Below are 24,330 nucleotides of genomic sequence, written 5' to 3' on the forward strand. Positions count from 1 at the left end.
AGTGGGCAAATCGCCGAGCCGCGAGATACTGCGATTCGCCACGCGATCACCACAACTTATGGGTATTGGTACGCCTTATCCACAATATCTCGCGCAAAATGGGTTGCCGCACATGGTTCCCGTCCGTAGCATTTCCACATACCTAAGGACGGTTCGTTCGTCCGTTTCCAGCGAGGTTTCTGCGCGTGCTGAAGCTCAAAAAAGTTCAGATTCTTGGTTTCAAGTCGTTCTGTGATCGCACGGAAGTGCAACTGACCGGCGAAGGCATCGCTGCCATCGTCGGCCCGAACGGCTGCGGCAAATCGAATATCTCCGACGCCATCACCTGGGTACTCGGCGAGCAGTCGGCCAAGAGCCTGCGCGGCATCAAGATGGAAGACGTCATCTTCGCCGGTACGCGCGACCGCAAGCCCACCGGCATGGCCGAGGTTTCGCTGACGCTCGTCGACCCGGATGTCTACGACGGACAGACGCTTGCCGACGGCGAGCCTGAACTGCTGCTCGTCGACGAGCACCCTGCTGAGACCGCCGTGAAGGCCAATGGCGACTGGGACGAGAATGCTCTCCGCGCGCACATCGCACAGGAGACCGAGGAGGCTGTCGCCGAAGCGCAGCCCGGACAGACCTACGAAGCGCGCATGCCGAAGAAGCGCAAGCCCGTTCTGCCTGAGAACGCAACGCCGGACCAGATGGAAGTCTACGAGGCTTCGCTGGCCGAATACGAAGCGCAACAGGCTGCGCTCGCTGCTGAACCGCAGCCTGCAGAAGAGGTCGCCGAAGGCGAAGCGACGCTCGCGCCTGCGGCCTCGAACGTTGTGCTGAAGATTCGCCGCCGCAAGTTTGGCCGTACGCCCGTGCGCGCTGGTGAAATCACTGTGACGCGTCGCCTGTTCCGCTCGGGCGACTCCGAGTATCTGCTGAACGGCAAGATCTGCCGCCTCTCGGACATCAAGGACATCTTCATGGGCACCGGTCTGGGCGGCGAAAGCTACGCCATCATCGGTCAGGAACGCATCGGTCAGCTGCTCTCCTCCAAACCGCTGGATCGCCGCTCGATCATCGAAGAAGCCGCAGGCATCACGCGCTTCAAGACGAAGAAGCGCCTCGCCGAACTGCGACTCGAGTCGGCCAAGCAGAACCTCTCGCGGGTGAACGACATCTTTGAAGAAGTCACACGCCAGATGGGTTCGCTGAAGCGTCAGGCCGCGAAGGCGGAGCGTTATCGCGAGGTGCAGACGGAACTCCGCGCCAAGCTGCGCACCACGCTTGCCTCGCGCCTCACGCAGATGGACTCCGAGCAGTCGTCGGCGTCGTCAGAGATCGCCCGCCTCGGTGCTATCATCGACGAGCATGCGACCGGCCTTGAAGCGATGGACGCCGAGCATACCGCAGGCGTCGCACGCGGCTATGAGCTCGACGGCAACATCCGCGAAGCCAACGCGCGCGCGAACTCCTCCGCAGTGGAGCTGGAGCGCATCACCGCTCGCAACAATGCGAACAACGATCGTATCGAAGACCTCACCGAACGCTCGGCCGTAGCCAGCGAAGAGCTTGCGCAGGCGCAGGCCCAGCTTGCGACGCTCGCTGGCGAGCTTGAGCAGCACAAGGCCTTTCTCGCCAATGCGACCAGCGACTCCGACAACGCGCGCGATGCTGCACGCGAACAGACGGAACAGGCACAGGCAGCGACGCGCGAAGTCTTCACGGCGGAAGCCAACGCCGAGAACCAGCGTCGCTCTGCCATGCAGGCGATGCAGCGTGCGTCGGGCGCGAACAACGAAATCGCACAGGCTGAAGCAGGCCTGCAGGGCCTCGATCGCGAGAACGAGCGCCTCGAAGGCGAAGCCTCTTCCGCACGCGCAGAACTGGAACAGCTCGGCGTGCAGCGCGGACAGGCGAAGATGACCTTCGAAGACGTCACCGAGCGCCTGAAGAACCTTGAAGGCGAGATCAACGATGTCCGCCAGCAGACGCAGGGCAAGCGCGAAGAAGAAGCGCAGTCGCGCCGCCGCTCCAACGAGCTTCGCTCGGAAACGGCGACACTCTCCGGTCGTCGCACCTCGCTCGAAGCGCTCATCAACGAGCACTCCTACTCGACCGACACCGTTCGCGACCTGCTGCGTGCTGCGCAGAAGGGCCAGGGCGGTCTTGAGACCGTAGGCACACTCGCCGACTATCTCGAGGTCGATGGCAAGTACGAATCGGTCGTCGACGAGTTCCTGCGTGATGAGTTGAACTTCATCGTGGTGAAGAGCTGGAGCGCTGCCGAGGCGGGCATGAGCCTGCTGCAGAAGGACGTTAGCGGGCGCGCAACCTTCCTCGTGCACCCTGATGGCGCAGAAGCAAAGTTCCCGCTCGACGGCCAGAGCTCGAACGTGCCGACAACCGATGGCGTCGTTGCGTTGAAGGATTGCATCCGTGTGCGCGATGGCTTCGGCAAGTCGCTCGAAGTGGTTCTGCCCAAGCTGCGCGAAGGCTTCATCACCTCCGACGCAGAGACCGCACGCTCGCTTGCGCTGTCGCATCCGCAGAGCTTCTTCCTCGCACCGAACGGCGAAATCTTCAACGGCATCACGGTCACCGGCGGACGTCCTCGCTCGCAGGGCCCGCTCGCGCTGAAGCGTGAGCTCGCCGAAGTGCAGACGAAGCTCGAAGGCGTGGAAGCGGAGCTCTCGCAGAACGAGATCATCACCGCCACGCTCACGCGCGAGATCGCCGAGTTCTCTTCCCTGCTTGAGGCCAAGCAGGCCGAGCGCCGTGACGCCGAGCGTGAGAGTGCGAACCAGGGCGCAGCGCTGCGCCAGATGGAATCGGAAGTCTCGCGCATCCAGTCGCGCCTGCAGCAGTATGAACTCGCACAGAGCCGCAACAAGGACCAGCGCGGCCAGCGCGAGGAGTTCATCAACCGCAAGCGCGCCGACGCAGAGCGCTTCCTCGCCGAGCAGGCGGGCATCGAAGCGCAGGTGGCCGAGCTCACCGAGCGCATTGCCAACATGCGTGCGCAGCGTGAAGAGTTGCAGGCAGCAGCCTCTGCTGCGAACGCGATGCTCGCAGGCATCGAAGAGCGTCGCCGCAACGCAAACGCAAACTTCGAGCAGACCAATCGCCTCTTCCAGTCGCAGCAGCATCGCATTCAGCAACTGGAGCAGCAGCTTGCTTCGGCACAGGCTGAGCGCGCTCGCCGCGAAGAAGAAAACGGCACGCTCGGCGGACAGCAGGCCGAGCTTGCGGAGATTCGCAAGCAGGCCGTAGCCGAGGGAGAAACTCTTTCCGCCGAAGCCTCGCAGCTTCGCTCGCAGATGGCTGAACTCGACGGCAAGCTTCGCGCCCTGCGTGCAGAGACGGAGACCCTGCGTGAGCAGCGCGCGACGCTCTCAGCGCGCTCCGCAAAACTCACCTCGGACATCGAGCATCTTGAAGCCACCTGCCTCAACGACCTCGCTGTCGAAGCTACGGTGCTGCGTGAAGACGAGAGCATCGAGCGCATCGAAGGCGACGCGCTGGTTGCAGAAGAAGACCAGGCACGCACGTTGAAGGGCCGCCTTGAAAGCATGGGCCCTGTGAACATGATGGCGCTCGAAGAGTACGCCGAGACCGCGCAGCGCCACGAGTTCCTCGAGACGCAGCGCAAGGACCTGCTCGACGCGATCGAGAACACGACCGCCTCGATCAAGGAAATCGACGAGATCTCGCGGGTGAAGTTCGACGAAGCCTTCCAGGTGATCAACAACAACTTCTCGACGACCTTTACGAAGCTCTTTGGCGGCGGACAGGCGTTCATGAAGCTCACCGATCCCGAAGCAAACGGCAAGACGGACCTCTCGGGCATCGACATCATCGCCTCGCCTCCGGGCAAGAAGATGCAGAACGTGCTGCTGCTCTCGGGTGGCGAAAAGGCCCTCACTGCGCTCTCGCTGCTAGTTGGTATCTTCCAGTTCCAGCCTGCACCGTTCTGCATCCTGGACGAAGTCGATGCGCCGCTCGACGAAACCAATGTCGGCCGCTTCGCGCGCCTTGTCGCTGAGATGGCGGACACAACGCAGTTCATCGTGATCACCCACTCCAAGCGCACGATGGAGCAGGCGGACGTGATGTACGGCGTGACGATGCAGGAGCCCGGCGTTTCGAAGCTCGTATCCGTGTCGCTCGGCGGTCGCTCGCAGGGTAAGGAATCGCGCGCCGCGCAACAGGCGGCGTGAGCGTTTCAACCACACGTCGCGGGGATCGCTTAGACGGCGGTCTCCGCGAAACTGTTTACGAGTCTTCGTGAGTTTATGAAGCTTCCGTTCGCATCTTGCTGCGACGTTTGAACGACTCGGCATCCTCGCACAAATAAGCCATTTACAGCGCCGCGAGAATAGCGATACTGGGAGTTGCACAGAGGTTGAGCTTCTTCCTGTTGCCGTATTTCATCCTGTCGAGGCATCGCACTTGAAGCGCGTGTCGTTCCCTATTTTTGCTACGGCTGCGTTGCTGTCCTTACTCGGCTGCCACCGCATGAAACCGTTCTCCGCTCTTCCGGCAGAGGGCGTGCGAGTATTCGACGTCAATATTCATTCGACGATCCTCGGTCGCGACCTGCCGATGCGCGTCGCTATGCCCGAGACGATTGCGACCAACACAAAGCTCCCCGTGATCTATCTGCTGCACGGCTATGCGGCGAACTACACGTCCTTCTCCGCATGGACGGCTGCGGACTCGCTGCTCGTCCCCAAGGGATACATTCTCGTGATGCCGGAGGACGTTTCCGGCTTCTATCTGAACCAGGCGGGCGGCAAGGCGCGCTATGAAGATTACTTCCTCAACGAAGTGATTCCGATGGTTTCAGCCGTAGTGCCCCAGGCCGCGAATGATCGCGCTCACCGCGCAGTGGTAGGCATGTCGCGCGGCGGATATGGTGCCATGAGCATCGCGTTGCGGCATCCCGAAGAATTTGCGTTCGCCGGCGGGCTGAACTCTGCGTTCGACATTTCGACGCGTCCCTTCATCTGGACCGAGTTTCACGAGTCTCTGATGACCAACAGCGCGCTCGGACCGCCGGGCAGCCCCCTGCGCAGCAAGTACAACCCCATGACGCTGATCCACAGTGTGAATCCCGCAACGGCGCCGTTTATCTTCCTTGCCTGGTCGAAGGACGATGATGATTCGCGCGATGACAAGGAGTTCGCGCAGATGGTCGAGCACCACGGTGTGCGGCACAGCTTCGCGGAGGTCAATGGCGGTCATACGTGGGAGGCGACCTCCGATATGCTGCCGCCGCTCGCCGACGCGCTTGCGAAGGTGCTCACTCCCGTGCACCAATAGTTCTGGATGAACCCTCTCGACTGGCTCCTGATCACCCTGCTCGCTTACTCGACGATTCGAGCGGCGTTTCGCGGCTTTGCGCGCGAGGCGTTTGCGCTGGCCGGTTTGCTGGTCGGCTTCGTCGCGGCCTGCTGGGGCTATCAGGCGCTCGCCCTCAAGCTGAAGGGCCTGATCAACGCCGCGCCGATCGCGCAGTTGGCGGCATTCTTCGTCATTCTTGCAGGCGTGATGATCGTCGCCACGCTGCTCGGGCACCTGGTGCGACGTACGGCTTCGGCGGTAGGACTAGGCTTCTTCGATCGCCTCGGTGGGGCGGCGTTCGGACTGGTGCGAGGCGCTGTTTTCGGCGGCGCGTTCCTGCTCGCGATCACCGCATTCCTGCCCGTGGCGCCGTGGATCCAAAATTCTTCTCTCGCACCGTATTTTCTCCGGGCCGCTCATGCGGTATCCTTCACCATGCCAGCCGATCTTGCAGCGCGCCTGCGGCATGGGCTTGAGGAAATCAAGCACACAAATGCCGATTGGATCAAACTCGGCTCTTCGTCGCACACTGGTATCTCAACTCACTGACCGAAGGAACCGCACCGAGTGAAACGCGATCTCGACCAACTCGTTCTTCAAATGCACGCTGCCGGCGTCAACTACAACGATGCCGTGCGCGAGTTCAAGAAGCGTTACATCCTCGAGGTCCTTTCGCGTCACCGCGGCAACCAGTGCAAGGCAGCCGAAGAGCTCGGCATGCACCGCAACACGCTTTCGCGCACACTCGCCGAGCTGGAGTTGGACTCCGCGCAGATCCGCAAGGGTATGCGTCGCCCGGTGCGCTCGGTGCGCCCGGCGGTTGCCACCATGCAGCGCCCGAATCTTCAGGTGGTTAACGGCGGACGTTAAGCCGTTTGCTGCGTCTAAACTTCATGTCACCTGCACAGCACCTTCGTCGAGCCGCACTTCCCTGTTCGCTCGCGTCCGTGCTGTGTTTTGCGTTTGCGGCGCATGCGCAGAAGACCGAGGCCAACACACCGGTCTCGCCCCCCGCAGGCGCCCAGCCTACGGCATCGACGACGCCCAGCCCCACGCCGACTATCGAGGTCTCCGACCGCGACCATCGCGAGGCGGACAACGCTTACCTGCAGGGCGCGCACTACATTCAGAAGCGTGACTTCCTGAACGCCGAGCGCAGCTTCGCTCGCGCGACGCACCTCGACCCCACGAACCCCGACTATCCGCGTGCGTTGTTCTTCGCGCGCGAGTCGCAGATCACCGATCTGCTGCACGCCGCCGCACGAGCGAAGTACGACAAAGATTTTCCTCGCGCGAAGTCGCTTCTTGAAGAGGCGCAGAAGCTCGATCCGGACAACCGCATCGTGGCGCAGCACCTGGCCAATGGCGGGGAGTACAACTCGCCCGCCTTCGATCCTCTGCGCTTTCCACCCGCGAATATTGCGTCGACGCTTGCAGGCGCAGTGCAATTGAAGCCCACCTCGGGCAAGCACAGCTTCCACGAGCGTGGCGACGCGACCAGTCTGCTGCGCGCGATCTATGCTGCCTGGGGCATCACAACCATCGTCGACACGAACAGCACGGACAATCTACCGACGACGCCGATCCGCTTTGATCTGGACGACGTCGACTTCGATACGGCGACACGTCTGGCCCATACGATGACACGCAGCTTCGCGACGGCGCTGCAGCCCGATCGCGTGATCATCGCCAAGGACACGCCGGACAATCGCGACCGCCTGACGCCGCTGGTCGAAGAGACGATCTACGTTCGCGGCATGACGACCGAAAAGCTGCAGGAGTACGCCAACGTCGCGCGCAATATCTACGACGTGAAGAACGTTACGGCCAGCGCGGCTTCCGGAGCGCTTGTCCTGCGCGCTGACGAACCCACGCTGAAGCTGGTGAACGCGGCCTATGCGGACCTGCTCGATGGCACCACGGACATCATGCTCGACATCAACCTCTATGAGGTGGACAAGAGCTTCGAACGCAACCTCGGTGTGACCACGCCGACCTCCGCCAGTGGTTACTCGCTTTACACCAAGCTAGAGAGCATCTTGACCGAGTACCAGAGCACGATCAACGCGGCTCTGTCTTCGAATCTTATCGACCTTTCCGGCCTCTCGCAGTCGCAGACACAACTGGCGGAGCTCTACTATCTGTACAAAGCCGGCGTGCTCAGCTCGTCGGAAACTTCATTGATCTCCGGTCTGCTTGGCTACCTCGGAACATATGGTGGCGTGCCGCTGCTTGGCGTCTCCCTCAGCAGTGGTGCGACGATCAATGGCCTGCTCACGGACTCGCAGACGCGCCTGCTCGACTCAGTGACGCTGCGTGCTGAAGACAACGAGGCCGCGCAGTTCCGCCTCGGCGAACGTTATCCCATCGTCACCTCAACGTATTCTTCGGGTGTCTCGAGCTCCGTCGCAGCACTCGCTGCGCAGTACGGCTACAGCGTCACTTCGGTAACGATTCCGCAGATCCAATATCAGGACCTGGGACTCAGCGTGAAGGTCACCCCGAAGATCCATCGCGGCGGCGAGGTGTACCTGACGCTTGAGATGAAGCTCTCCGCGCTCGGCTCGCAGACGATCAACAGCCTGCCCGTGCTGAATAACCGCGAGTTCTCTTCTTCGCTCACGGTACCTGCGAACCAGACCGCGCTCATCACGAGTGCGATGTCGCGTAGCGAAGCGGTAGCGCTCTCGGACTATCCGGGCTTGAACGACATCCCCGGCTTCTCGGGCACGAACAAAGACTCCATCAAAGACACAACGGAGTTGTTGATTACCGTGACGCCGCACATCATCCGTCAGAGCCACATGCGCGTAGAGTCGCACCCTTACCTGACCCCGAATCCGGCTCAGGGTGGGAGCAACTCGCAGTAGCTGCGCTGCGCGCCAGCTCACCTCGGTCGACGCGCGCAACGCGCCGAGAGCGTAATGATCCGTCCAGCAGCCCGAGCGTGGGTAAACCACGAAGATGTCGTTGCAGGCACCAGCGCCTCGGGCTCTGTCGTTGACGACGACCGCTCGCCTCAGCGAGCAGCATCGCTCTGCATCGTCTTGGAAGCCTTCTGCAGAATCTCAATCTCATGTTCGCGATACGGCTTCCCGTCCGGGTAGTAGAGGTCGTGAAACCACACCGTCGGCTCGCGGTTCGCATAGGGAACGTCCCAGCTATCCCACGGAATGTAAGTTCCCATCTTGCCTTGCACAAGGCCCCAGTTGATCATCCCCACGTGGTGCGCCATCGCAATCGGAATGTCATTGTCGATCGTGGAACCCGTACCGCGCGCCATGTATTCCGTGCAGAGCAGCGGGCGATGCAGCTTCTCGAGCTGCTCGATCCGGCTCTCGAACCTCTCCGGCCATGAGTAATCATGGAAGGAGATGATGTCGCTCTCGGTGAGCTGAATCTTCTCCGTCTTCGACCACTCCTTCGGATTGCTCCAGTCTTCGCGCGTCCACACGCCGCTGGTGAGCGGCTGAATGGGCCCCTGCGAGCGCGCCCACGAGAACACCATCGGCAACATGGCATCCATCAGAGCAGTCTTGTGCTTCAGGTTGTTCTTGTACTTGCCACCGCCGGGGTTGTCGGGTTCGTTCCAGACATCCCACGCCAGGATGCGGTTGTCGCTCGCGAACGCGCCGACGATGCCTTTGACGTACGCCTCGAAGCGAGGACGGTTGGACTCATCGGCCAGCGCAATGCCGGGGCTCTGCACCCAGCCGGAGTTATGAATGCCCGGGATGGGCGGATGCTGCGGGCCGAGCTTCGGCGCGGGGTCCCAGCAGGAGTCAAACAGCACCAGCACCGGCTTGATGTGGTGCTTCGCGCTCAGCGTCAGCACAGTGTCAAGGCGCTTCTTCAGACCCTCCGCGTCCTGCTGCCAGAGCAGGTCGTGCAGGAAGATGCGCATCGTCGTCATGCCAGCGCTCTCGGCCCAGCCGAATTCGCGGTCAATCTCTGCGGGGTCGAAGGTGTCTGCCTGAAACATCTCCAACTGATTAATCGCATTGGACGGCAGGAAATTACTCCCCAGCGGCCATGGCTGACTGCGCATATATGTCCATGCTTGCGCTTCGGTCCAACGTCCGCGCGGCGTGTTCGCGGATGCAGCATAAGACATTGCAAACCATAGCGCGAGCGCAAACAAAATCCTCTTCATAGCCACAGTGACCCTTCCTCCCAATCCTTAGTGCACGTGTTCGAGAACGCTGAGTCCGCTCTGACGCTGTCGCGAGAACGACGATCACAGTAAGTGCCCAACCTTACGCGGAGTCCCATGCTCGACGCGAACAGAAGCTCTAGGCGAGTACCGGCACTCCTACACTGCGATCGCCGACATCTCCCGGGAACCAGCGATGAAGCAGTGCGTCCAGCTCATCAAGGTTTTGCCCGACGCCCTTCGCCGTACTCGTGATGTTGCGATCATGAGTCCATCGCGACTCGTACCACTGGCAGTTATGAAACTCGTCGTTCTGTTCCTTCCGCCACTTCACGGATGTCTCGCGCAGGTGCGCCAGCGTCGCAGCGTAGGATTTATCGCCGGCAAGATCCTCGAGCTGGTAAGGGTCCTTCGCATGGTTGAACAGGAGTTCCCTTCCATCCTTGCGATAGATCGCGTAGGTAAATTCCTCGGTGCGCGCAGCACGCCATTCGCTGCCGTCAGCCCAGGCCGCCGTGGCGCCCATACCTTGCAGATGAGCGGCCTCCACATGCTTGACAGGCTTGCCGGTCACATGACCACTCAGGTCCTGCCCCTCTACCGCTTGAGGCGTGGGCAAACCGAGCATCGTGAGAATCGTGGGCATGATATCCGGCGTACCCAGCAATGCATCGGTCACCGTCTTCGGGCGAATCTTCCTGGGCCAGCGCACGAGGAACGGTACACGCGCCGCCTCCTCATAGAAGATCAACTTGCCCTGCCGCCCATGCGCACCAAACATCTCGCCGTGATCGGAAGTGAAGACGAAGATCGTATCTTCAGTCAGCTTCGCATCGTCGAGCGCCTTCATCAGACGACCGAGATTCCAATCGAGGTTCGCGACCTGCGAGTAGTACACACGCATCCACTCGTGAATGCGCTGGTCATACGCTGGCCCGATCTTCTGCCAGTTATCGGAGTAAGGGTCTGAGATGGTCGAGTAATTCGGCGCCAGAGGAATCTGTTTCCCCGCGAAGAGCTCGGCAAACTCCTTTGGAGCGTTGTTGCTCGGACCCCATGGAGAATGCGGCGGACCCCACGAGAGGAACAGCGCAAAAGGCTCATCGTCACGGCGATGCGACTTTAGATACTCGATCGCAACATCGGTCTGCGCATCCGGCTCGTACTGCTCGCGGATGTGAGGCGTCGTGTCATTCAGGAAGTACGGCGAGTGATTGTAGGAATGGTTGAAGTTGTAAGCCGCCCAATACCCATCGAAGCCCAGGCGATATTTTCCCGGCGGCGTGAAGCCGTTGCGGATGAGGTCGTGATGCCCCAGTTGCGCTCCCCACAGATGCCACTTGCCGATGTATGCGGTCTGGTAACCACCCCTCGTCAGCACGTGGCCAAAGCATTCGTGCTCCGGGCTCAGGCGCATTTCGTTGATGACCATGCCCGTACTCGACTGATACTTCCCCGTCATGAGCGACGCGCGATAGGGCGCGCACACCGGCGTTGACGAAACGGCCTGGCGATAGCTCGCACCTTCTGCTGCGAGCTTGTCCATGTTGGGCGTATGCGCGAGCGCGTCGCCCGCATAGCCGCAACTGCTGTAGCGCAGCTGATCTGCAAACACGTAAACAAGGTTTGGCTTACGCTTCTTAGACGTGGCAGCTCGTGCTGACAGAGAGGCTGCACTGAGCCCTGAGGCCGCAGCGCCTACGAGAAATTCACGACGATCCATAACACCTACTTTTCTATGCGACGGAAAGCACGATTGCCCTTGGGAACCGCTGCTTTTACGAGGAATGCTGGAGAGCAGAGTCGCGCCTATGCCCCCGGATACGACGAGTACGATTTCAGCGCGGCTTCGTAGGGGAAGTCATCGCCGACGGACTTGCTCCACTCGATGAGCGCGGCGTTGAACTCTTCGATGAGCTTGCTATTCGCCGGATCCTGAATCAGATTCTTCACCTGGTAAGGGTCCTTCGTGTTGTCGTAGAGTACCCACTTGCCGTCAAGTTGCACGGCGTACGTATGCGTCTTCGTGCGCAGGCCGCGATACGTCGGAGTGTTCACTTCCTGACGATTCGGTGGCCCCTGATTGTTGAGCAGAAAGACGATTTCACTCTCCTTGAATCCCGGCTTCTCCTGCATGTGCGCCGAGAAGTCCCTGCCGGAGCAATGAGACGGCACCGGTACTCCTGCAAGACCGCAGAGCGTCGGATAGATGTCGACCGAAGCGAAGAGTGCTTCTGACTTACGCGGCTTCTTGAACTGAGGATGACGGATGAAGAACGGAACATGACTCGACTCTTCATGCGGCATCTGCTTGGCCATGTGTCCATGCGATCCCATCATGTCGCCGTGGTCCGACGTGTAGATCACGATGGTGTTCTCTTCCTGTCCGTTCTCCTTCAGCGTCTTCAACAGTCGAGCGAACTCCAGATCAACGGCTGTGACGCCTCCGTAGTAACCCTGCGTCGCCTGGCGTAACGTCGCGTCCGACTCCAACGCGCCCCACGGTTGCACGGCACGATCTGCCGGCGTGGGCTTGCGCACGTTAGGCCTTAGCTTGAACGTCGCAGGATCGTATAGCTTCTGGTCTTCCGCGGGAGGATTGTACGGTGGGTGCGGCGGGTTCCAGCTCACCACGAGCAGCCACGGCTTTGTAGCACCCTTCTGCGCACCGAGAAACTCGATCGCCTGGTCCGTCATTCTCGTCGGCTGATAGCCCGGCACTGTGATCTTCTCGCCTGTCTCAGCGTCGAAGGTGATGCCGTCATAATGCTTATTCGTATTGGACCAGACACGCCAGTGCTCAAAGCCGAACCGATAAGGGCCCTTAGGAACGAACTGCCCTTCGCCGTTGTGCAGATGCCACTTGCCCACATAGCCGGTGTGATAGCCAGCCTTCTGGAAGGTCTCCCCCAGACCGGGCACACCCGGCTCAAGCGAAGACTCATTCCCCACCACCTTCGACTGATGAGGATAGAGTCCGCTGATCAGAATGCCGCGGTGCGGCACGCAAAGCGGATAGTTCGAGATGCAACGATCCATCGAGAGGTTCTCTCGGCGGAAGCGCTCGAAGGTCGGCGCGATGACCTCGGAGTAAGGCTCACCCGGTAACGATGCTGCGCGATGCTGATCACTGAAGACATACAGCACGTTCCACTTCTTCGTCCCTGCAGGTTCAGCAAGAGCCCGAGTCGCAGTGGCGGCCAATGATGCCGCTGCGGTCTGCTTCAGAAATTCACGACGATTCATGCGAGAGATACTCCGTTCATTCAGAAATGTTTTGGCAGACGTACTGGATAGCCGCGATGCAGATTACGCACCGTCTTCTCCGCCACCGCGCGTGACAACTTTGCCCGGGTATCCCGTCGCGAGTTGCTTGCGTGCGCGCTGCTCTGTTTCGTCGATCGATCCGCCCACTTCATGCTCCAGTCGCGTGTGCAGCTCCGCGATGAGCGCAGCATAGCGCGGCTCCGCTGCCAGATTGGAAAGCTCCTCGGGGTCTGCCTGCATATCGAATAGCTGACGCTCCGTGGCCATGTTCTCTGCTGGACGACCATGGTAGACATACTTCCACTTGCCAGTACGGATCATCGCAAAGCCATGTGCAATCAGCTTCGCGTAGTACTCCGAGCATGCCTGGTCCTTCCACGTATGCTTCGCATTGTCGAGCCAGGGCAACATCGAGTCGCCATTCCAATCCGCACCCGACTGCCCACCACCCAGATCAACGATGGTCTTCACCAGGTCCACGTGCCCCGACGCGAGCTTGCGACGTTGTCCACCCTTCCAACGCTGCGGCCAACTCACCACCAACGGCACTCGCGCTGCCTGGTCATACATGCTGTTCTTCCACCACAGGCTGTGTTCGCCCATGTTCTCGCCGTGGTCGCTGGTGTAGATGATGATGGTGTTCTCGGCAAGCTCGGGGTTCTTGCGTAGTGCCGCGAGGACTTGCCCGACCTGGTTGTCCATCCAGCTCGTCAAGCCGTAGTACAGCTCGCGCCCAAACTTCACCGTCTCTTGCGGCACATCTGTTTCGTGAAATCCCACACGCTCCAGCTTGTAGTTCGTCGGCAGCGTGTTGACGAAGCCCTCTGGAACATGAGGCGCAGGCACCTTGTCCTTGTATTGCGCGTAGAAAGGTTCCGGCACAATCAGCGGAAAATGCGGTGCGAGATAACCGACGAGCAGGAAGAACGGGGCGTCGCTCTTGCGATGCTCGAGAAAGTCCACGGCACCTGCGGTCACGCGCAAGTCATGCTTCACCGTTGATCCATCATCACGCGTGGCGAACTCGCGGAAGCGTTGCGACAGCACCGTGTGGTCTTTCAACTCTGCGGGCGTCATCCGCTTGCCAAGACCGTCTTTCGGATAGCGGTTGAAGTCGCCGCCGACTTCGGTGAATCCATAGCGGCGACCTTCTTCGTAGTGCATCTTGCCGCATAGAAACGACTCGTATCCGGCTGCATTCATCGATCGCGCAATCGACGGCATGTCATCACGCGGCAACTCGTTGGAGAGGTCCCACACATCGACTCGCGATGCGTACTTCCCTGCCGTGAATGACGAACGTGACGGTACACAGAGCGGCGAGTTGCAGTAGTGGTTCTCAAACGTGATGCCACTCGCTGCAAGCGCGTCGATGTTCGGAGTCTTCACGACCGTGTTGCCATAGCATCCAGCGACGCGCTGATTGTGCTCATCGCTCATGATCAGAAGGATGTTCGGGCGCTTGCCGTTCTTCTTACCAAGCAGCCCTGGATACAGCGCACTCAGGCCAGCAGCGGAACTATGGCCGAGAAACTGTCTCCGATCCAGCTTTGAAAACTCCTGCATATTCGACTTCTTTCTTGATCGCTCGAGGTTAGGGTTGTGCCACAGCGAATGAGCGCTGTAGCCATCAACAAATCCTGTAGGAGAGCGTTGCCGCATCAGCGGAACGAGCGCATGAAAATGCCCACGCATCCGTACTTCGATGCGTGGGCATTTTCAAAAACTTACCAGCGGGTCTGGCGCAACATCAGCCGAGACAACACGCGCACACGCAACCTTTTGGAAGGCAACAACAATTCATGTTGGTGTGTACGCTCATGCGAACCGAGCCTAAACGCCGTGATGCCTCGTGTCAAGAATCAATGGCATTCGCTATGGCTTTGCGGTATGCTCCTCACATGAACGCAGCTCGGACTCATCAACAGAATCTTTGTTGTCGCTGACACTTTTTCATCGTGTCGGTTGAGTCCTGGAGCAAAGCCGTTCTTTCTCTTACTCGCTGAAGCCCTAAGGGGCACAAACGAAATCCCCACATCATTCCGCATCAAGAGCCGTGCTGTCGGCCATGCGTTCGTTGGCGTGCACGCAGGAGAAATGTAGATGGCAAATCGTCGTGACTTCTTGAAGATGGGGGCTGGTCTCACAGCTTCATCGCTCGTAGCTTCCGCTGCAAATCTGCCTCGTGCAAACGCAGGCACAGCCGCGGGATCGCGTCCCAACATCATCTTCATCCTTGCCGATGATATGGGCTTCTCCGACATCGGCTGCTTCGGCTCCGAGATCGAGACACCCCACCTCGATCAGCTCGCCGCGCGTGGTGTTCGCTTCAACCAGTTCTACACAAACCCTCGCTGCTGCCCGGCTCGTGCGTCGATCCTCACCGGGCTCTATCCGCATCAGGCGCACATGGGCAACATGACCGCAGACCACAAACGCTATCCCTTCGAAGCGTACGACGGCATCCTTGCGCAGAACACTGTGACCGTGGCCGAAGCGTTGAAGAGCGCAGGCTACAACACCGCCGCCGTAGGCAAGTGGCATCTCGCCACCGAAGATGAAGAAGGCAGGCGCAGCTGGCCTTTGCAGCGAGGCTTCGACAAGTTCTGGGGCATGATCGCGGGCGCGAGCGTGTATTACGAATCACCGCATCTGATGAGCGGCAATGACCGCTTGCCGCCTCCGCCGAAGGACCAATACCTTACCGACATCTGGGCGCAACACGCTGTGCAGTTCGTAGAAGAGCTTTCGAAGGAGAAGAAGCCCTTCTTTCTCTACACCGCGTTCAACGCGCCACACTGGCCGATTCAAGCACCGGAAGAGTCCGTGCAAAAGTATGCGAAGCGCTACGCCGAAGGTTGGGACAGCATTCGCGCAGCGCGCCATAAGAAGCAGTTGGATTCCGACCTCCTTCCCGCGAAGTGGGCACTCACACCGCGTGATGCACGTGTGCCCGCATGGGAAGTCGCCGAGGACAAGGAGTGGGAGATGCGACGCATGGCTGTCTATGCAGCGATGATCGATCGCCTTGATCAGGGCATCGGCCGCATACTCGACGCCGTGGAGAAAGCCGGGCAGACGGAGAACACACTCATCATCTTCATGTCTGACAACGGTGGCAACGCCGAAGAGCTTGGACGCGGCCCCAGGCCGAGCACGGATCCCTGCCAGCTCGGCATGAACTGCGCGGGCAACATTCCTGGCGTAATGCCGGGCAGCGAGCAGACGTTCCAGAGCATCGGCATCCCCTGGGGGAACGTGGCAACCGTGCCCTTCCGTCTGTACAAGCATTACGCACACGAAGGCGGCATCAGCATTCCGTTCATCGCAAGCTGGCCTGCGCACATCAGGCCTTCTCATGCTCCTGTGAGCGGGGCTGGACACTCCACCGACCTCATGCCCACCTTCCTCGAGGTTGCGGGCGCGAGCTATCCCACACGCGTCGCGACAGGCCCCGTGCCACCGCTTGAGGGCCAGAGCCTTACGCCCCTCTTTGCAGGTCGCTCGCGCACACGCAAGCCGATCTTCTGGGAGCATGAAGGCAACAAGGCAGTGCGCGATGGCAAGTGGAAGCTCGTCTCGCGCTTCCCGGACCAATGGGAACTCTTCGACATGGACGCGGACCGAACAGAGCTGCATAATCTCGCGGCCGCAAACCCGGAACGCACGAAGGCGATGACGGCAGAGTGGAACGAATGGGCGAAGCGTGTTGGCGTCGAAACATGGCCAATGCCACAGACGCCTCCACGCGAACGCACCGGTGAACTGGGCGTTCCACCCTATCTGAAGAAGTATCAACACACAGAGAGCGGAGAGGCTGCTGCAAAGCAGCAGTAAAGGCGTCTGCCACACAAACTACACGACAAAGCCTGCGTCGAGGACGCAGGCTTCGTCGTGTGCAACCAACGCTGCAGGCCACAAAAAGAAACCCGCGGCATAGGCCGCGGGAGAGGGGGCGCTGCTGTTACAGCCTTAGAACAAGAACTTGCCTGCGAACTGCAGGACACGGCCTGCATCTGCACTCTGGAAGGCATTCACCGCCGTCGGATAGACCGTCAGGTTATTGCGCACGCTCGTCAGATGCGTGTAGTTGAAGACGTTGAAGGCCTCAGCACGAAGCTGGAACTTCACACTCTTCGGCAAGGCAAACTCCTTGTTGGCAGAGATGTTGCTACGCCAATCGTTCGGGTTCCGCATCGTGTTGCGCTTCTCCTGCCCATAGGGCGAGCAGTTCACATCCGTCGTAGCAGCGCCGCAAGGCTGCGACACGATAGGGCCTCCATACATGTAGCCCTTGTAGACCATGTCGTAGTGACTGCGATAGTGCTTGTACGGATCGCCCGAGATGTTCACGCGATCGTTCGTGTTGCCATCGCGATTCACATCGACATTGGCCTGCAGCGTGAACGAAGATCCGGACTGGAAGATGCTGATGTCGCTCAAACGCCATCCGCTCAATACCTGCTTGCCGAACTGCCCCCAGAGATGAACATCCGGCGTGCGGTACGTTCCTGAAAACGCATAGCGCAGACGAACATCCACGTCGGCCGGGCCGTAGTTCTTCCTGATATCCGACTGGTCGACCGTCGGCGTGGTGAAGTTCAGCACCTTGCCCCACACGATGTTCGAGTTGAAGTCGAACGAACGGAGGTGGCCCGTAAGCTGCGCCTGCAGGCTGTTGTAGTGGCTGTTGTTCGCCGGAAAGTATTCGTTGATGGCACCGAACTGCAGCGGATACCCCTGCGCATCGCTGAAACCGCCGGCGGTTGCTCTGTTGAAGGTGCAACTACCCGTGGTGTTCGTCGGTCCGCCTACACGATACGGCTGATAGGGACGGCGGCAGTTGAGGCCATTGTCGCCGATCGGAAGAGCAGCAGTCTGCTTGAAGATATTCTCGTTGACATCCGCGCCCGGATAAAACTTCGGAGTGTTGATGTCGAGTTGAATGTACTGCTTCATGTAATTCATGCCCACATAGCCAATGGTGAGCGCGGTGGACTTGCTGAGTTGCTGCTGCACCTGCAGGTTCCACTCTTCAGCGTAAGGCGTGCTCTTCTCACCGGGGCGGAACGCCGACAGCGTGGTGTTGCTGTAATACTTTGCATTCCCAGCCGAATACTTATAGGGGAAGGGCGAGGATGAACCCACGCAGCTTCCGCCGCTGTAGGTGCCGCCGTAAGGGCATTGAAGACTGGTGACGCCGTTCGTCTGTTGCGCAATCGCGTAAGGCTCCTGCGTCTGTCCGCTGATAGTGCTCATCTCGATCTGCGAATAGAACATGCCGAACGCACCACGTACGCTGGTACGGCCATCGCCGTTCAAGTCATATGCAAAACCAAGACGCGGTGCGAAGCGGTTCCACGCAGTCTTGAACGCGCCGTCCGGCACACCTGCATCGCCATTCACCAGCAGCCCAAGCGGAGCATTCGCGTTCACGACCGACTGTACGCCTGCAACGAAGGTGCTCTGGTCGTGCTCCCCGAGCCACGGCTGCACAAGCTCCCAACGAACGCCGAGGTTGAGGTTCAAGCGACGAGTCACCTGCCAGTCGTCCTGCGCAAAGAGTGCGGGATCCTGGTTGCGATAGCGATGATGCACGCCGTTGTTCTGCACGAGCGTCGTCGCGGATCCCATCATGAAGTTCGCCAATGCGAAGTTCGTAGCGCCGCTTCCATTGAAGGTGAAGTTTCCGTTGGAGTTGCCCTTACCGTCCTCACTGTACTTCGCGGAGATCCATGCACCGCCGACCTTGACCGCATGACGGCCGAGCTGCAGTGTGGCCGTATCGATGGCGCCGAATGCGATCTGGTTGATATCGCTTGGGCCAGCGCCGCTCGGCCCCAACGTGAAGTATCCGGTCACCGCATATTGCGTGGGGGATGTGGTGTCACTTCCCTGCGCGAGACCACTGCCGAGGCTGCTGGAGAAGTTGTCGTTTCCGAGCTCATTGGTGATGATATAGCGGTTCGCCGTATAGAAGAAGCGGATCGAGTTCACTGCACGGGTGCTAAGCGTCCAGTCATCCGACACGACCGCGTTCTGCTGATTTTCCAACTCGCGCATACCCGAGTATTGCGGCAACACTCCGGGAATACCGAGTCCACCATTGCCACCAGCACTCGGGTCAAGCGTCAGTCCCTGCGTGCGGAAGTACATGCCCGAAATCTTGTGGTTCTGAAAGCCGTCCCAGTCGATGCGCCCGAGGCCTTCGTCGTTGTTGATGTTGCCTGATGCCAATTCCTGTGGAGTACCGTTGTTGAACACCGGCACAAACTTCAGCAACGCAAGCGCCACTGGGTCGAGCTTGTCCGAGCAAATGATCTTGGGATTCGGATTCGCAGCGCACTGGTAGGCTGCGGGCACAGTGAAACCTGCTGGAGTGCGATTGTCATTCGTAAAGTCGCCTGTGCGCTCCGCCGCAGTCAGCGTTTGCTGCGAGTTCTGCGTTGCGTTCTGATGCAGCGTCAGATGCTGATACGAGGCGAAGAAGAAAAACTTGTCCTTGAAAACCGGCCCGCCAAGTGATGCACCGTACTGGTTCTGGCGTAGCAGAGCGCTCTGACCAGAAGTGTTGAAGAAGCCCCGCGCATTCACCTGATCGCTGCGCCAGTACTCATACACCGAACCGTGGAATTTATTCGTGCCGCGCTTCGTGATCATGTTGACGACCGCGCCCGGCGTGCGGCCGAACTCCGCATCGAAGTTCGACGTGATCACATGGAACTGCTCCAGCGCGTCAGGATTCGGAGCTTTGTTGCCACCGGGACCGTAGAAGTTGGTGTCATACGCGCCATCCAGGTAGAAGCTCGTCTGGTCCGTCGGCAAGCCATTGACACTCAGCGTCGCACCGCCACGAGTGCCTGTGACGCCATCGGTGCCGAGGTTGGATACGCCCGGGACTGTGGCCAGAAGGCTATACGCATTGCGATCGACGGACGGCAGATACTCAATGTCTTCACGTTCGATCGTGCTTGCCACTTGCGCTTCGCGTGTATCCACCAACGTCACTCCAGCTTCGATCGACACCGTATCGCTTGCCCCACCTACGGTGAGCGCCACCGGTACATGGATGTTGCTGTTGGCCTGTACCGTGACCCCGGTCTGCGTCTGCGTCTTGAAGCCAGGAGCCTGCACCTCAACGGCATAGTCGCCCGGGAAAATCGTCGGGAAAAGGTACTCGCCCTTGGAACTGGTTTCCCGCGTCTGCTTCACGTTCGTGTGTACGTCCGTGACCACAACACTGGCGTGAGCCACGGCTGCGCCAGTAGGATCGGTCACCACGCCGTAAATACTGCCATTGGTCGTTTGCGCAAAAAGAGCTGGTGAAATTGTGAGGATAAGGGCGAAAAATACGGTCGCCCACAGACTGCGTCGCATGGATGATCTCCTGGAAAGTGCGGCGGCACATGCATCTCGGAACAAGCGTTTCCGGATGCTCGGGGTATGCGTTGCGGAGACGGACAAAGTCCACCGACAGCCCGCACGGGCAGCCAAGGAAACACCTTGGGCCTGGGAGGCCGCAACGCTAAAAATTTTTAGGAAGTAAAAGCAGAGCGCTCTATGACGAGGTCGCGATTAGCAACAACAACAAGCGGTCTGGTGAAGGAGGTTCACATGCCTACCGTAATGTCATACGACTTATTTGTCAAAACAAACAACGAAGAAGAACCATCTTCTTCAAGCAGACCCTCTCTCTATAGGCCTCTGATGTCCGCATGAATATTGATCTTCGCGAATACACATCGCATCGTCGCCGATGCACACTCGCTTGCATTCTCATTGTGTGTCACGCTTATAGGTCGGGGCCTTTATGATCATTCGCAACTTTGAATACCTGCTTGCGCTCGCCAGGGAGCGCCACTTTTCTCGCGCAGCCGCAGCGTGCAACGTCTCGCAACCCACGCTATCCGGCGGCATCAAGCAGCTTGAAGAAGATATGGACGTGCGCATCGTTGAGCGCGGTCGTACATTCGAAGGCTTCACCGCTGAAGGTGAACGAGTGCTCGCGTGGGCCCAGCAGATGATGGATGACTGCACTCGTCTGAAGCACGAACTCCGCTCCTTCCGCGAGTCTGCAATGCAAGGTCCGTTCCGCATCGGCGTGCTTCCCGCAACGACATCACTGGGGACGCAGCTCAGTGTCCCCTTCGCGGAACAGGCCTCGCAGCTTGAGCTCTCAATCCGCACAGCGAGCTCGCTGGAGCTGCTGAACCTCGTGCGCAGCGGCGACCTCGATGTAGCCATCACCTATCTCGATGACACCTCGAGCGAGGGCCTCGCGACACATCTGCTCTATCGCGAACGTATGTTGTTCTTCTCGGCGAAAAGCCCCATCACAAGCAATCGTGTTGCGATGAAGCAGATCATCGAGCAGCCGCTCTGTCTCTTGACCGCAGGTCTTCCCGCGTCTCTCAGCGAACAGCTTGCACTGGCACCGAAGGTCCTCTACACCGACTCCATCGCGATGCTCGCCGCTCATCTACGCACAGGAGCCTGGTCTACCGTGCTCCCGCAATCACTCGCCAATGAGTTGATGCCGTCTCCAAAGCTGCAAGCTGCTCCCCTGCAATCAGGTGCTCACGCAGACGCCGCCGTAGGCTTCGTCACAGCACGTGTCACGCCCTTGCCTGCCTCGCTTCATGCGTTCATGGAACTCGCGCACACTCCGCAAGTGGTCGCGTCGTTGCGCGAAATGCTGAGTGCTCACGAGCCGATGCTGAACTCCGGAGTGCGCAAAAAATCTTCATAGGAATTACCGATCAAACATCTGCAATTCCAGTTGGCGTTGCCCTGACAAGCAATGTCATGCTCGCTGGAGTCATGCCGTTCGCCGAAGCTATACTCGACTCCCGCACCCTCATCCTCGAAGAGCTGCAACGCAGCGTTTCCTCTGTCGACTCGGCAGCGTTGCACGAAGCGAAAAAAGCGGTCCTCGCGGCAGAGAGTATCTTCACCGCGGGCGCAGGGCGCAGCCGCCTCTCACTCATGATGGCCGCCATGCGCCTCATGCACCTTGGCCTCCGGGTGCACGTCGCTGGCGAAACCACGACGCCAGCCATCAAGGCTGACGACCTGTTGATCATCGCTTCCGGCTCCGGCACGACAGTGAGCGCGCTCGCCGCAGCGAGCGTCGCGAAGAAGGTCGGCGCAAAGGTCCTCGCCATCACTACCGCGGCTGCGTCACCTCTCGGGGTCATAGCGGATCATCTGCTCGTTGTTCAAGCCGCTGGCAAGCAGGAGCACGGAGGCACCATCTCCCGCCAGTATGCCGGTTCGCTCTTCGAACAGAGCGTGCTGCTGCTGGTCGATTCTCTCTTCGACACCATGTGGCGCGAACGCGGCGAATCCGCCGAGGAGTTGTGGAAGCGCCACGCCAACCTCGAATAACCCCACGCACGATCAACCACGGAGAAACACATGAAGCTGCAAGTTGCCATCGACCTTCTGTCCACTGCGGACGCTCTCGCTTTGCTGCACAAGGTCGCTGACCACGTCGACATCATCGAGCTCGGCACACCGCTCATCAAACAGCAGGGCCTCAGCGTTGTGACCAATGTGAAGGCCGCTTACCCTGACAAGCTCGTCTTCGCGGACATGAAGACGATGGACGCAGGCGAACTCGAAGCAGAACTGGCATTCAAGGCCGGTGCCGACATCATGACCGTCCTCGCGTCCGCAGCCGACAGCACCATCGCAGGCGCAGTGAAGGCAGGTAAGGCGCATGGCAAGCACGTCGTTGCCGACATGATCGGCGTAGCAGACAAGACGACCCGCCTGAAGGAGTTGAAGGCGCTCGGCGTGAGCTGGGTCGAGCTCCACGCAGGCCTTGATGAGCAGGCACAGGCTGGCTACTCCATCGAGTCGCTGCTGGAAGCAGGTCGCAATGCTGACGTAGCGTTCTCAGTGGCTGGCGGCATCAACACCGAGCGCATCGGCGCTGTAGAGGCCGCAGGCGCAACCATCGCCGTAGCCGGTGCCGCAATCTATGCGGCGAAGGATCCCGCCGAGGCCGCGAAGACGCTCCGGGCAAGGATCGAAAAGCACGGCTAAACTTTAACCACTCAATTTTTCTCAGGAAGCGCCACACCGACAGTGTGGCGCTCTTTTTTCACGCATAGAAGAATGCCCGCAGACACAACAAAGCCCCCGTCACTGGCGGGGGCGAATCCTGAAAGTTGTTTGGAGGCGCGGGTCGGGATCGAACCGACGCATAAAGGTTTTGCAGACCTCTCCCTTACCACTTGGGTACCGCGCCTCGAACACACACCGGCTCTCACCTGAAAACTCCGGCGGGGAACACTCGTAGATTGTAACGGGGTGTACCGCTGAGAAGGGGTGTTTTGGAGCGGGAGACCGGGGTCGAACCGGCGACATCTTCCTTGGCAAGGAAGCACTCTACCACTGAGCTACTCCCGCCCTGCCTCAACCAGTATAAGCGGAAACCCGCCGAAATTGCAAAGCGATGACAACAGAAATTCCAGCTGGAGCAGAAGCCGCTGTTCATGCGGGTTTCGCCGCGCTCTGCAAAACGAAAGGACGCCCGAAGGCGCCCTTCATCCTCGTTTTCCTCAAAGTGCTTATTGCAGCGAAGTCAGCGTGGGCTGCAGATGCACCGTCACGCCGTCCAGGCCTGCACGGAAAGCGATCATCTTCTTCAGCGTCTCGTACGGGATCGACGCCACCGGCAGCGCCCAGCCGTTGATAAAGAGGGTCGGCGTCGAGTTCACGCCCAGGTCTTCACCCAGCTTGCGCTGGCTCGCGACGAGCGCCTTGATCTCCGGCGTGGCCGAGCATGCGCGCACCTTCGCCGGGTCCGCCTCCGCGCGGGCGATCGCCGTCGTCAGTGCACCTTCGTGGTTGGAATCCGTCAGCGCTTCCTGGGCTTCAAACACCGCGTTCACGTACTTGAAGAACGCTTCGTCGCCCTTCTCCTTGCGAATGCACTCGCCCATCGCAGCCGCCTCGGCAGCGTACGGGTGAATCTCGCTGATCGGGTAATGCTCGAACACGATGCGCGCCTGCGGGAAGTCGGTTTCGAGCTGGTTCATCGCCACCTGAGCCTCCTTGCAATGCGGGCACTGCAGGTCGGCAAACTCCACCAGCAGCAGTTCATTGCCCTTCGCGCCATGGGCTGCGCCCTTCGCCTCGGCCTGCAGGCGAGCGCGCTTCTCTGCGAAAGGCTTCGGGCCGAAGTCCATGATGTCGCCTGCGAGCGCGTGCTTGCCATCGGGCGTCACGTAGAAGACCGACTCCACTTCCTTGCCCGGCTGACGCGTATCTCCCACCAGGACCGACACCTTGGCCATGCCCGGTGCCGGCGTCGATTGAATCGCCTGCACGCTCCAGACGCGGTTTTCGTCATAGCCCCAAAGCTGCTTCAGGAAGGCGTCCGTGTCTGCGGCCGTCGGGGTGGTTGCGGTGAAGTTCTTCGGGTTCGGCGTCGGGAACTTCACACCCTGCGCAGCGGCGCGCGCGGCCGCAGTAGGAGCCGGCGCCGCAGGAGCTGCGGTCTGCGCCGTCATCGTTGCTGCGCCTGCAAGCGCCCATCCCAACACTGCTGCTTTCACTGTCTGCTTCACGCTTTT

15 protein-coding genes and 2 tRNA genes are annotated in these 24,330 nt (G+C 59.9%); 9 read left to right on the forward strand and 8 right to left on the reverse strand.

Annotated elements, in window-relative coordinates:
• The first annotated feature begins 185 nt into the window (after positions 1-185).
• From smc to OHL11_RS09025, 5 genes are all read left to right on the forward strand, one after another.
• Entirely contained in the window at positions 186-4,199 is a 4,014-nt protein-coding gene (smc, locus tag OHL11_RS09005) for a chromosome segregation protein SMC (RefSeq protein WP_263371154.1), read from the forward strand.
• 241 nt (positions 4,200-4,440) lie between these two features.
• Positions 4,441-5,304 carry an alpha/beta hydrolase gene (locus tag OHL11_RS09010; protein WP_263371155.1) on the forward strand — a complete coding sequence of 288 codons (864 nt, stop codon included), beginning with the start codon at positions 4,441-4,443 and terminating at the stop codon, positions 5,302-5,304.
• Positions 5,305-5,310: 6 nt separating this feature from the next.
• A complete protein-coding gene (locus tag OHL11_RS09015) occupies positions 5,311-5,874 on the forward strand; it encodes a CvpA family protein (protein ID WP_263371156.1) in 564 nt (187 codons plus the stop codon).
• An 18-nt stretch (positions 5,875-5,892) separates the two neighbouring features.
• Positions 5,893-6,195 (forward strand): helix-turn-helix domain-containing protein, encoded by a 303-nt coding sequence (locus OHL11_RS09020; protein WP_263371157.1) that lies wholly within the window; start codon positions 5,893-5,895, stop codon positions 6,193-6,195.
• A 77-nt stretch (positions 6,196-6,272) separates the two neighbouring features.
• Complete coding sequence (locus OHL11_RS09025; protein WP_263371158.1) at positions 6,273-8,195, forward strand: hypothetical protein; 1,923 nt, start codon at positions 6,273-6,275, stop codon at positions 8,193-8,195.
• A gap of 149 nt (positions 8,196-8,344) precedes the next feature.
• On the opposite strand, the gene OHL11_RS09030 is transcribed toward OHL11_RS09025, so the two are convergent.
• The 4 genes from OHL11_RS09030 to OHL11_RS09045 all read right to left on the reverse strand — a co-directional run bounded on the left by OHL11_RS09030 (position 8,345) and on the right by OHL11_RS09045 (position 14,311).
• The gene (locus OHL11_RS09030; RefSeq protein WP_263371159.1) at positions 8,345-9,478 is read right to left on the reverse strand and encodes a glycoside hydrolase 5 family protein; all 1,134 of its coding nucleotides are present in this window, start codon (positions 9,476-9,478) and stop codon (positions 8,345-8,347) included.
• A 139-nt stretch (positions 9,479-9,617) separates the two neighbouring features.
• Entirely contained in the window at positions 9,618-11,201 is a 1,584-nt protein-coding gene (locus tag OHL11_RS09035) for a sulfatase family protein (protein ID WP_263371160.1), read from the reverse strand.
• Between the two features lie 86 nt (positions 11,202-11,287).
• Positions 11,288-12,724, reverse strand: a complete 1,437-nt coding sequence (locus OHL11_RS09040) for a sulfatase family protein (protein WP_263371161.1) — start codon at positions 12,722-12,724, stop codon at positions 11,288-11,290.
• Between the two features lie 63 nt (positions 12,725-12,787).
• Positions 12,788-14,311 carry a sulfatase-like hydrolase/transferase gene (locus tag OHL11_RS09045; protein ID WP_263371162.1) on the reverse strand — a complete coding sequence of 508 codons (1,524 nt, stop codon included), beginning with the start codon at positions 14,309-14,311 and terminating at the stop codon, positions 12,788-12,790.
• A gap of 537 nt (positions 14,312-14,848) precedes the next feature.
• Between OHL11_RS09045 and OHL11_RS09050 the strand changes: the two genes are divergently transcribed.
• On the forward strand, positions 14,849-16,582 hold the full coding sequence (locus OHL11_RS09050) for an arylsulfatase (RefSeq protein ID WP_263371163.1): 1,734 nt from the start codon (positions 14,849-14,851) through the stop codon (positions 16,580-16,582).
• A 135-nt stretch (positions 16,583-16,717) separates the two neighbouring features.
• On the opposite strand, the gene OHL11_RS09055 is transcribed toward OHL11_RS09050, so the two are convergent.
• A complete protein-coding gene (locus OHL11_RS09055) occupies positions 16,718-20,122 on the reverse strand; it encodes a TonB-dependent receptor (RefSeq protein WP_263371164.1) in 3,405 nt (1,134 codons plus the stop codon).
• Between the two features lie 433 nt (positions 20,123-20,555).
• Here OHL11_RS09055 and OHL11_RS09060 point away from each other — a divergent pair, with 433 nt between their 5' ends.
• Genes OHL11_RS09060 through hxlA form a run of 3 tightly spaced genes read left to right on the forward strand, consistent with a single transcriptional unit; the run spans position 20,556 to position 22,795 of the window.
• Positions 20,556-21,494, forward strand: a complete 939-nt coding sequence (locus tag OHL11_RS09060) for a LysR family transcriptional regulator (RefSeq protein ID WP_263371165.1) — start codon at positions 20,556-20,558, stop codon at positions 21,492-21,494.
• A 56-nt stretch (positions 21,495-21,550) separates the two neighbouring features.
• Positions 21,551-22,132, forward strand: coding sequence for a 6-phospho-3-hexuloisomerase (hxlB, locus tag OHL11_RS09065; protein WP_263371166.1), 582 nt, complete (start codon positions 21,551-21,553; stop codon positions 22,130-22,132).
• A 30-nt stretch (positions 22,133-22,162) separates the two neighbouring features.
• The gene (gene hxlA / locus OHL11_RS09070) at positions 22,163-22,795 is read left to right on the forward strand and encodes a 3-hexulose-6-phosphate synthase (protein WP_263371167.1); all 633 of its coding nucleotides are present in this window, start codon (positions 22,163-22,165) and stop codon (positions 22,793-22,795) included.
• 130 nt (positions 22,796-22,925) lie between these two features.
• On the opposite strand, the gene OHL11_RS09075 is transcribed toward hxlA, so the two are convergent.
• The 3 genes from OHL11_RS09075 to OHL11_RS09085 form a co-directional block, all read right to left on the reverse strand.
• Positions 22,926-23,000, reverse strand: a tRNA-Cys gene (locus OHL11_RS09075).
• A gap of 86 nt (positions 23,001-23,086) precedes the next feature.
• Positions 23,087-23,161: transfer RNA gene (locus tag OHL11_RS09080), tRNA-Gly, on the reverse strand.
• Between the two features lie 161 nt (positions 23,162-23,322).
• Entirely contained in the window at positions 23,323-24,324 is a 1,002-nt protein-coding gene (locus OHL11_RS09085; protein WP_263371168.1) for a DsbA family protein, read from the reverse strand.
• Positions 24,325-24,330: the final 6 nt, after the last annotated feature.

Source organism: Granulicella cerasi, from assembly GCF_025685575.1.
GTDB classification, from domain to species: domain Bacteria; phylum Acidobacteriota; class Terriglobia; order Terriglobales; family Acidobacteriaceae; genus Granulicella; species Granulicella cerasi.

Coding starts and splice junctions, on each gene's coding strand:
- OHL11_RS09035 (WP_263371160.1), bottom strand. CDS start 11,201: ATGGATCGTCGTGAATTTCTCGTAGGCGCTGCGGCCTCAGGGCTCAGT.
- hxlA (WP_263371167.1), top strand. CDS start 22,163: ATGAAGCTGCAAGTTGCCATCGACCTTCTGTCCACTGCGGACGCTCTC.
- OHL11_RS09050 (WP_263371163.1), top strand. CDS start 14,849: ATGGCAAATCGTCGTGACTTCTTGAAGATGGGGGCTGGTCTCACAGCT.
- OHL11_RS09040 (WP_263371161.1), bottom strand. CDS start 12,724: ATGAATCGTCGTGAATTTCTGAAGCAGACCGCAGCGGCATCATTGGCC.
- OHL11_RS09015 (WP_263371156.1), top strand. CDS start 5,311: ATGAACCCTCTCGACTGGCTCCTGATCACCCTGCTCGCTTACTCGACG.
- hxlB (WP_263371166.1), top strand. CDS start 21,551: ATGCTCGCTGGAGTCATGCCGTTCGCCGAAGCTATACTCGACTCCCGC.
- OHL11_RS09055 (WP_263371164.1), bottom strand. CDS start 20,122: ATGCGACGCAGTCTGTGGGCGACCGTATTTTTCGCCCTTATCCTCACA.
- OHL11_RS09060 (WP_263371165.1), top strand. CDS start 20,556: ATGATCATTCGCAACTTTGAATACCTGCTTGCGCTCGCCAGGGAGCGC.
- OHL11_RS09045 (WP_263371162.1), bottom strand. CDS start 14,311: ATGCAGGAGTTTTCAAAGCTGGATCGGAGACAGTTTCTCGGCCATAGT.
- OHL11_RS09030 (WP_263371159.1), bottom strand. CDS start 9,478: ATGAAGAGGATTTTGTTTGCGCTCGCGCTATGGTTTGCAATGTCTTAT.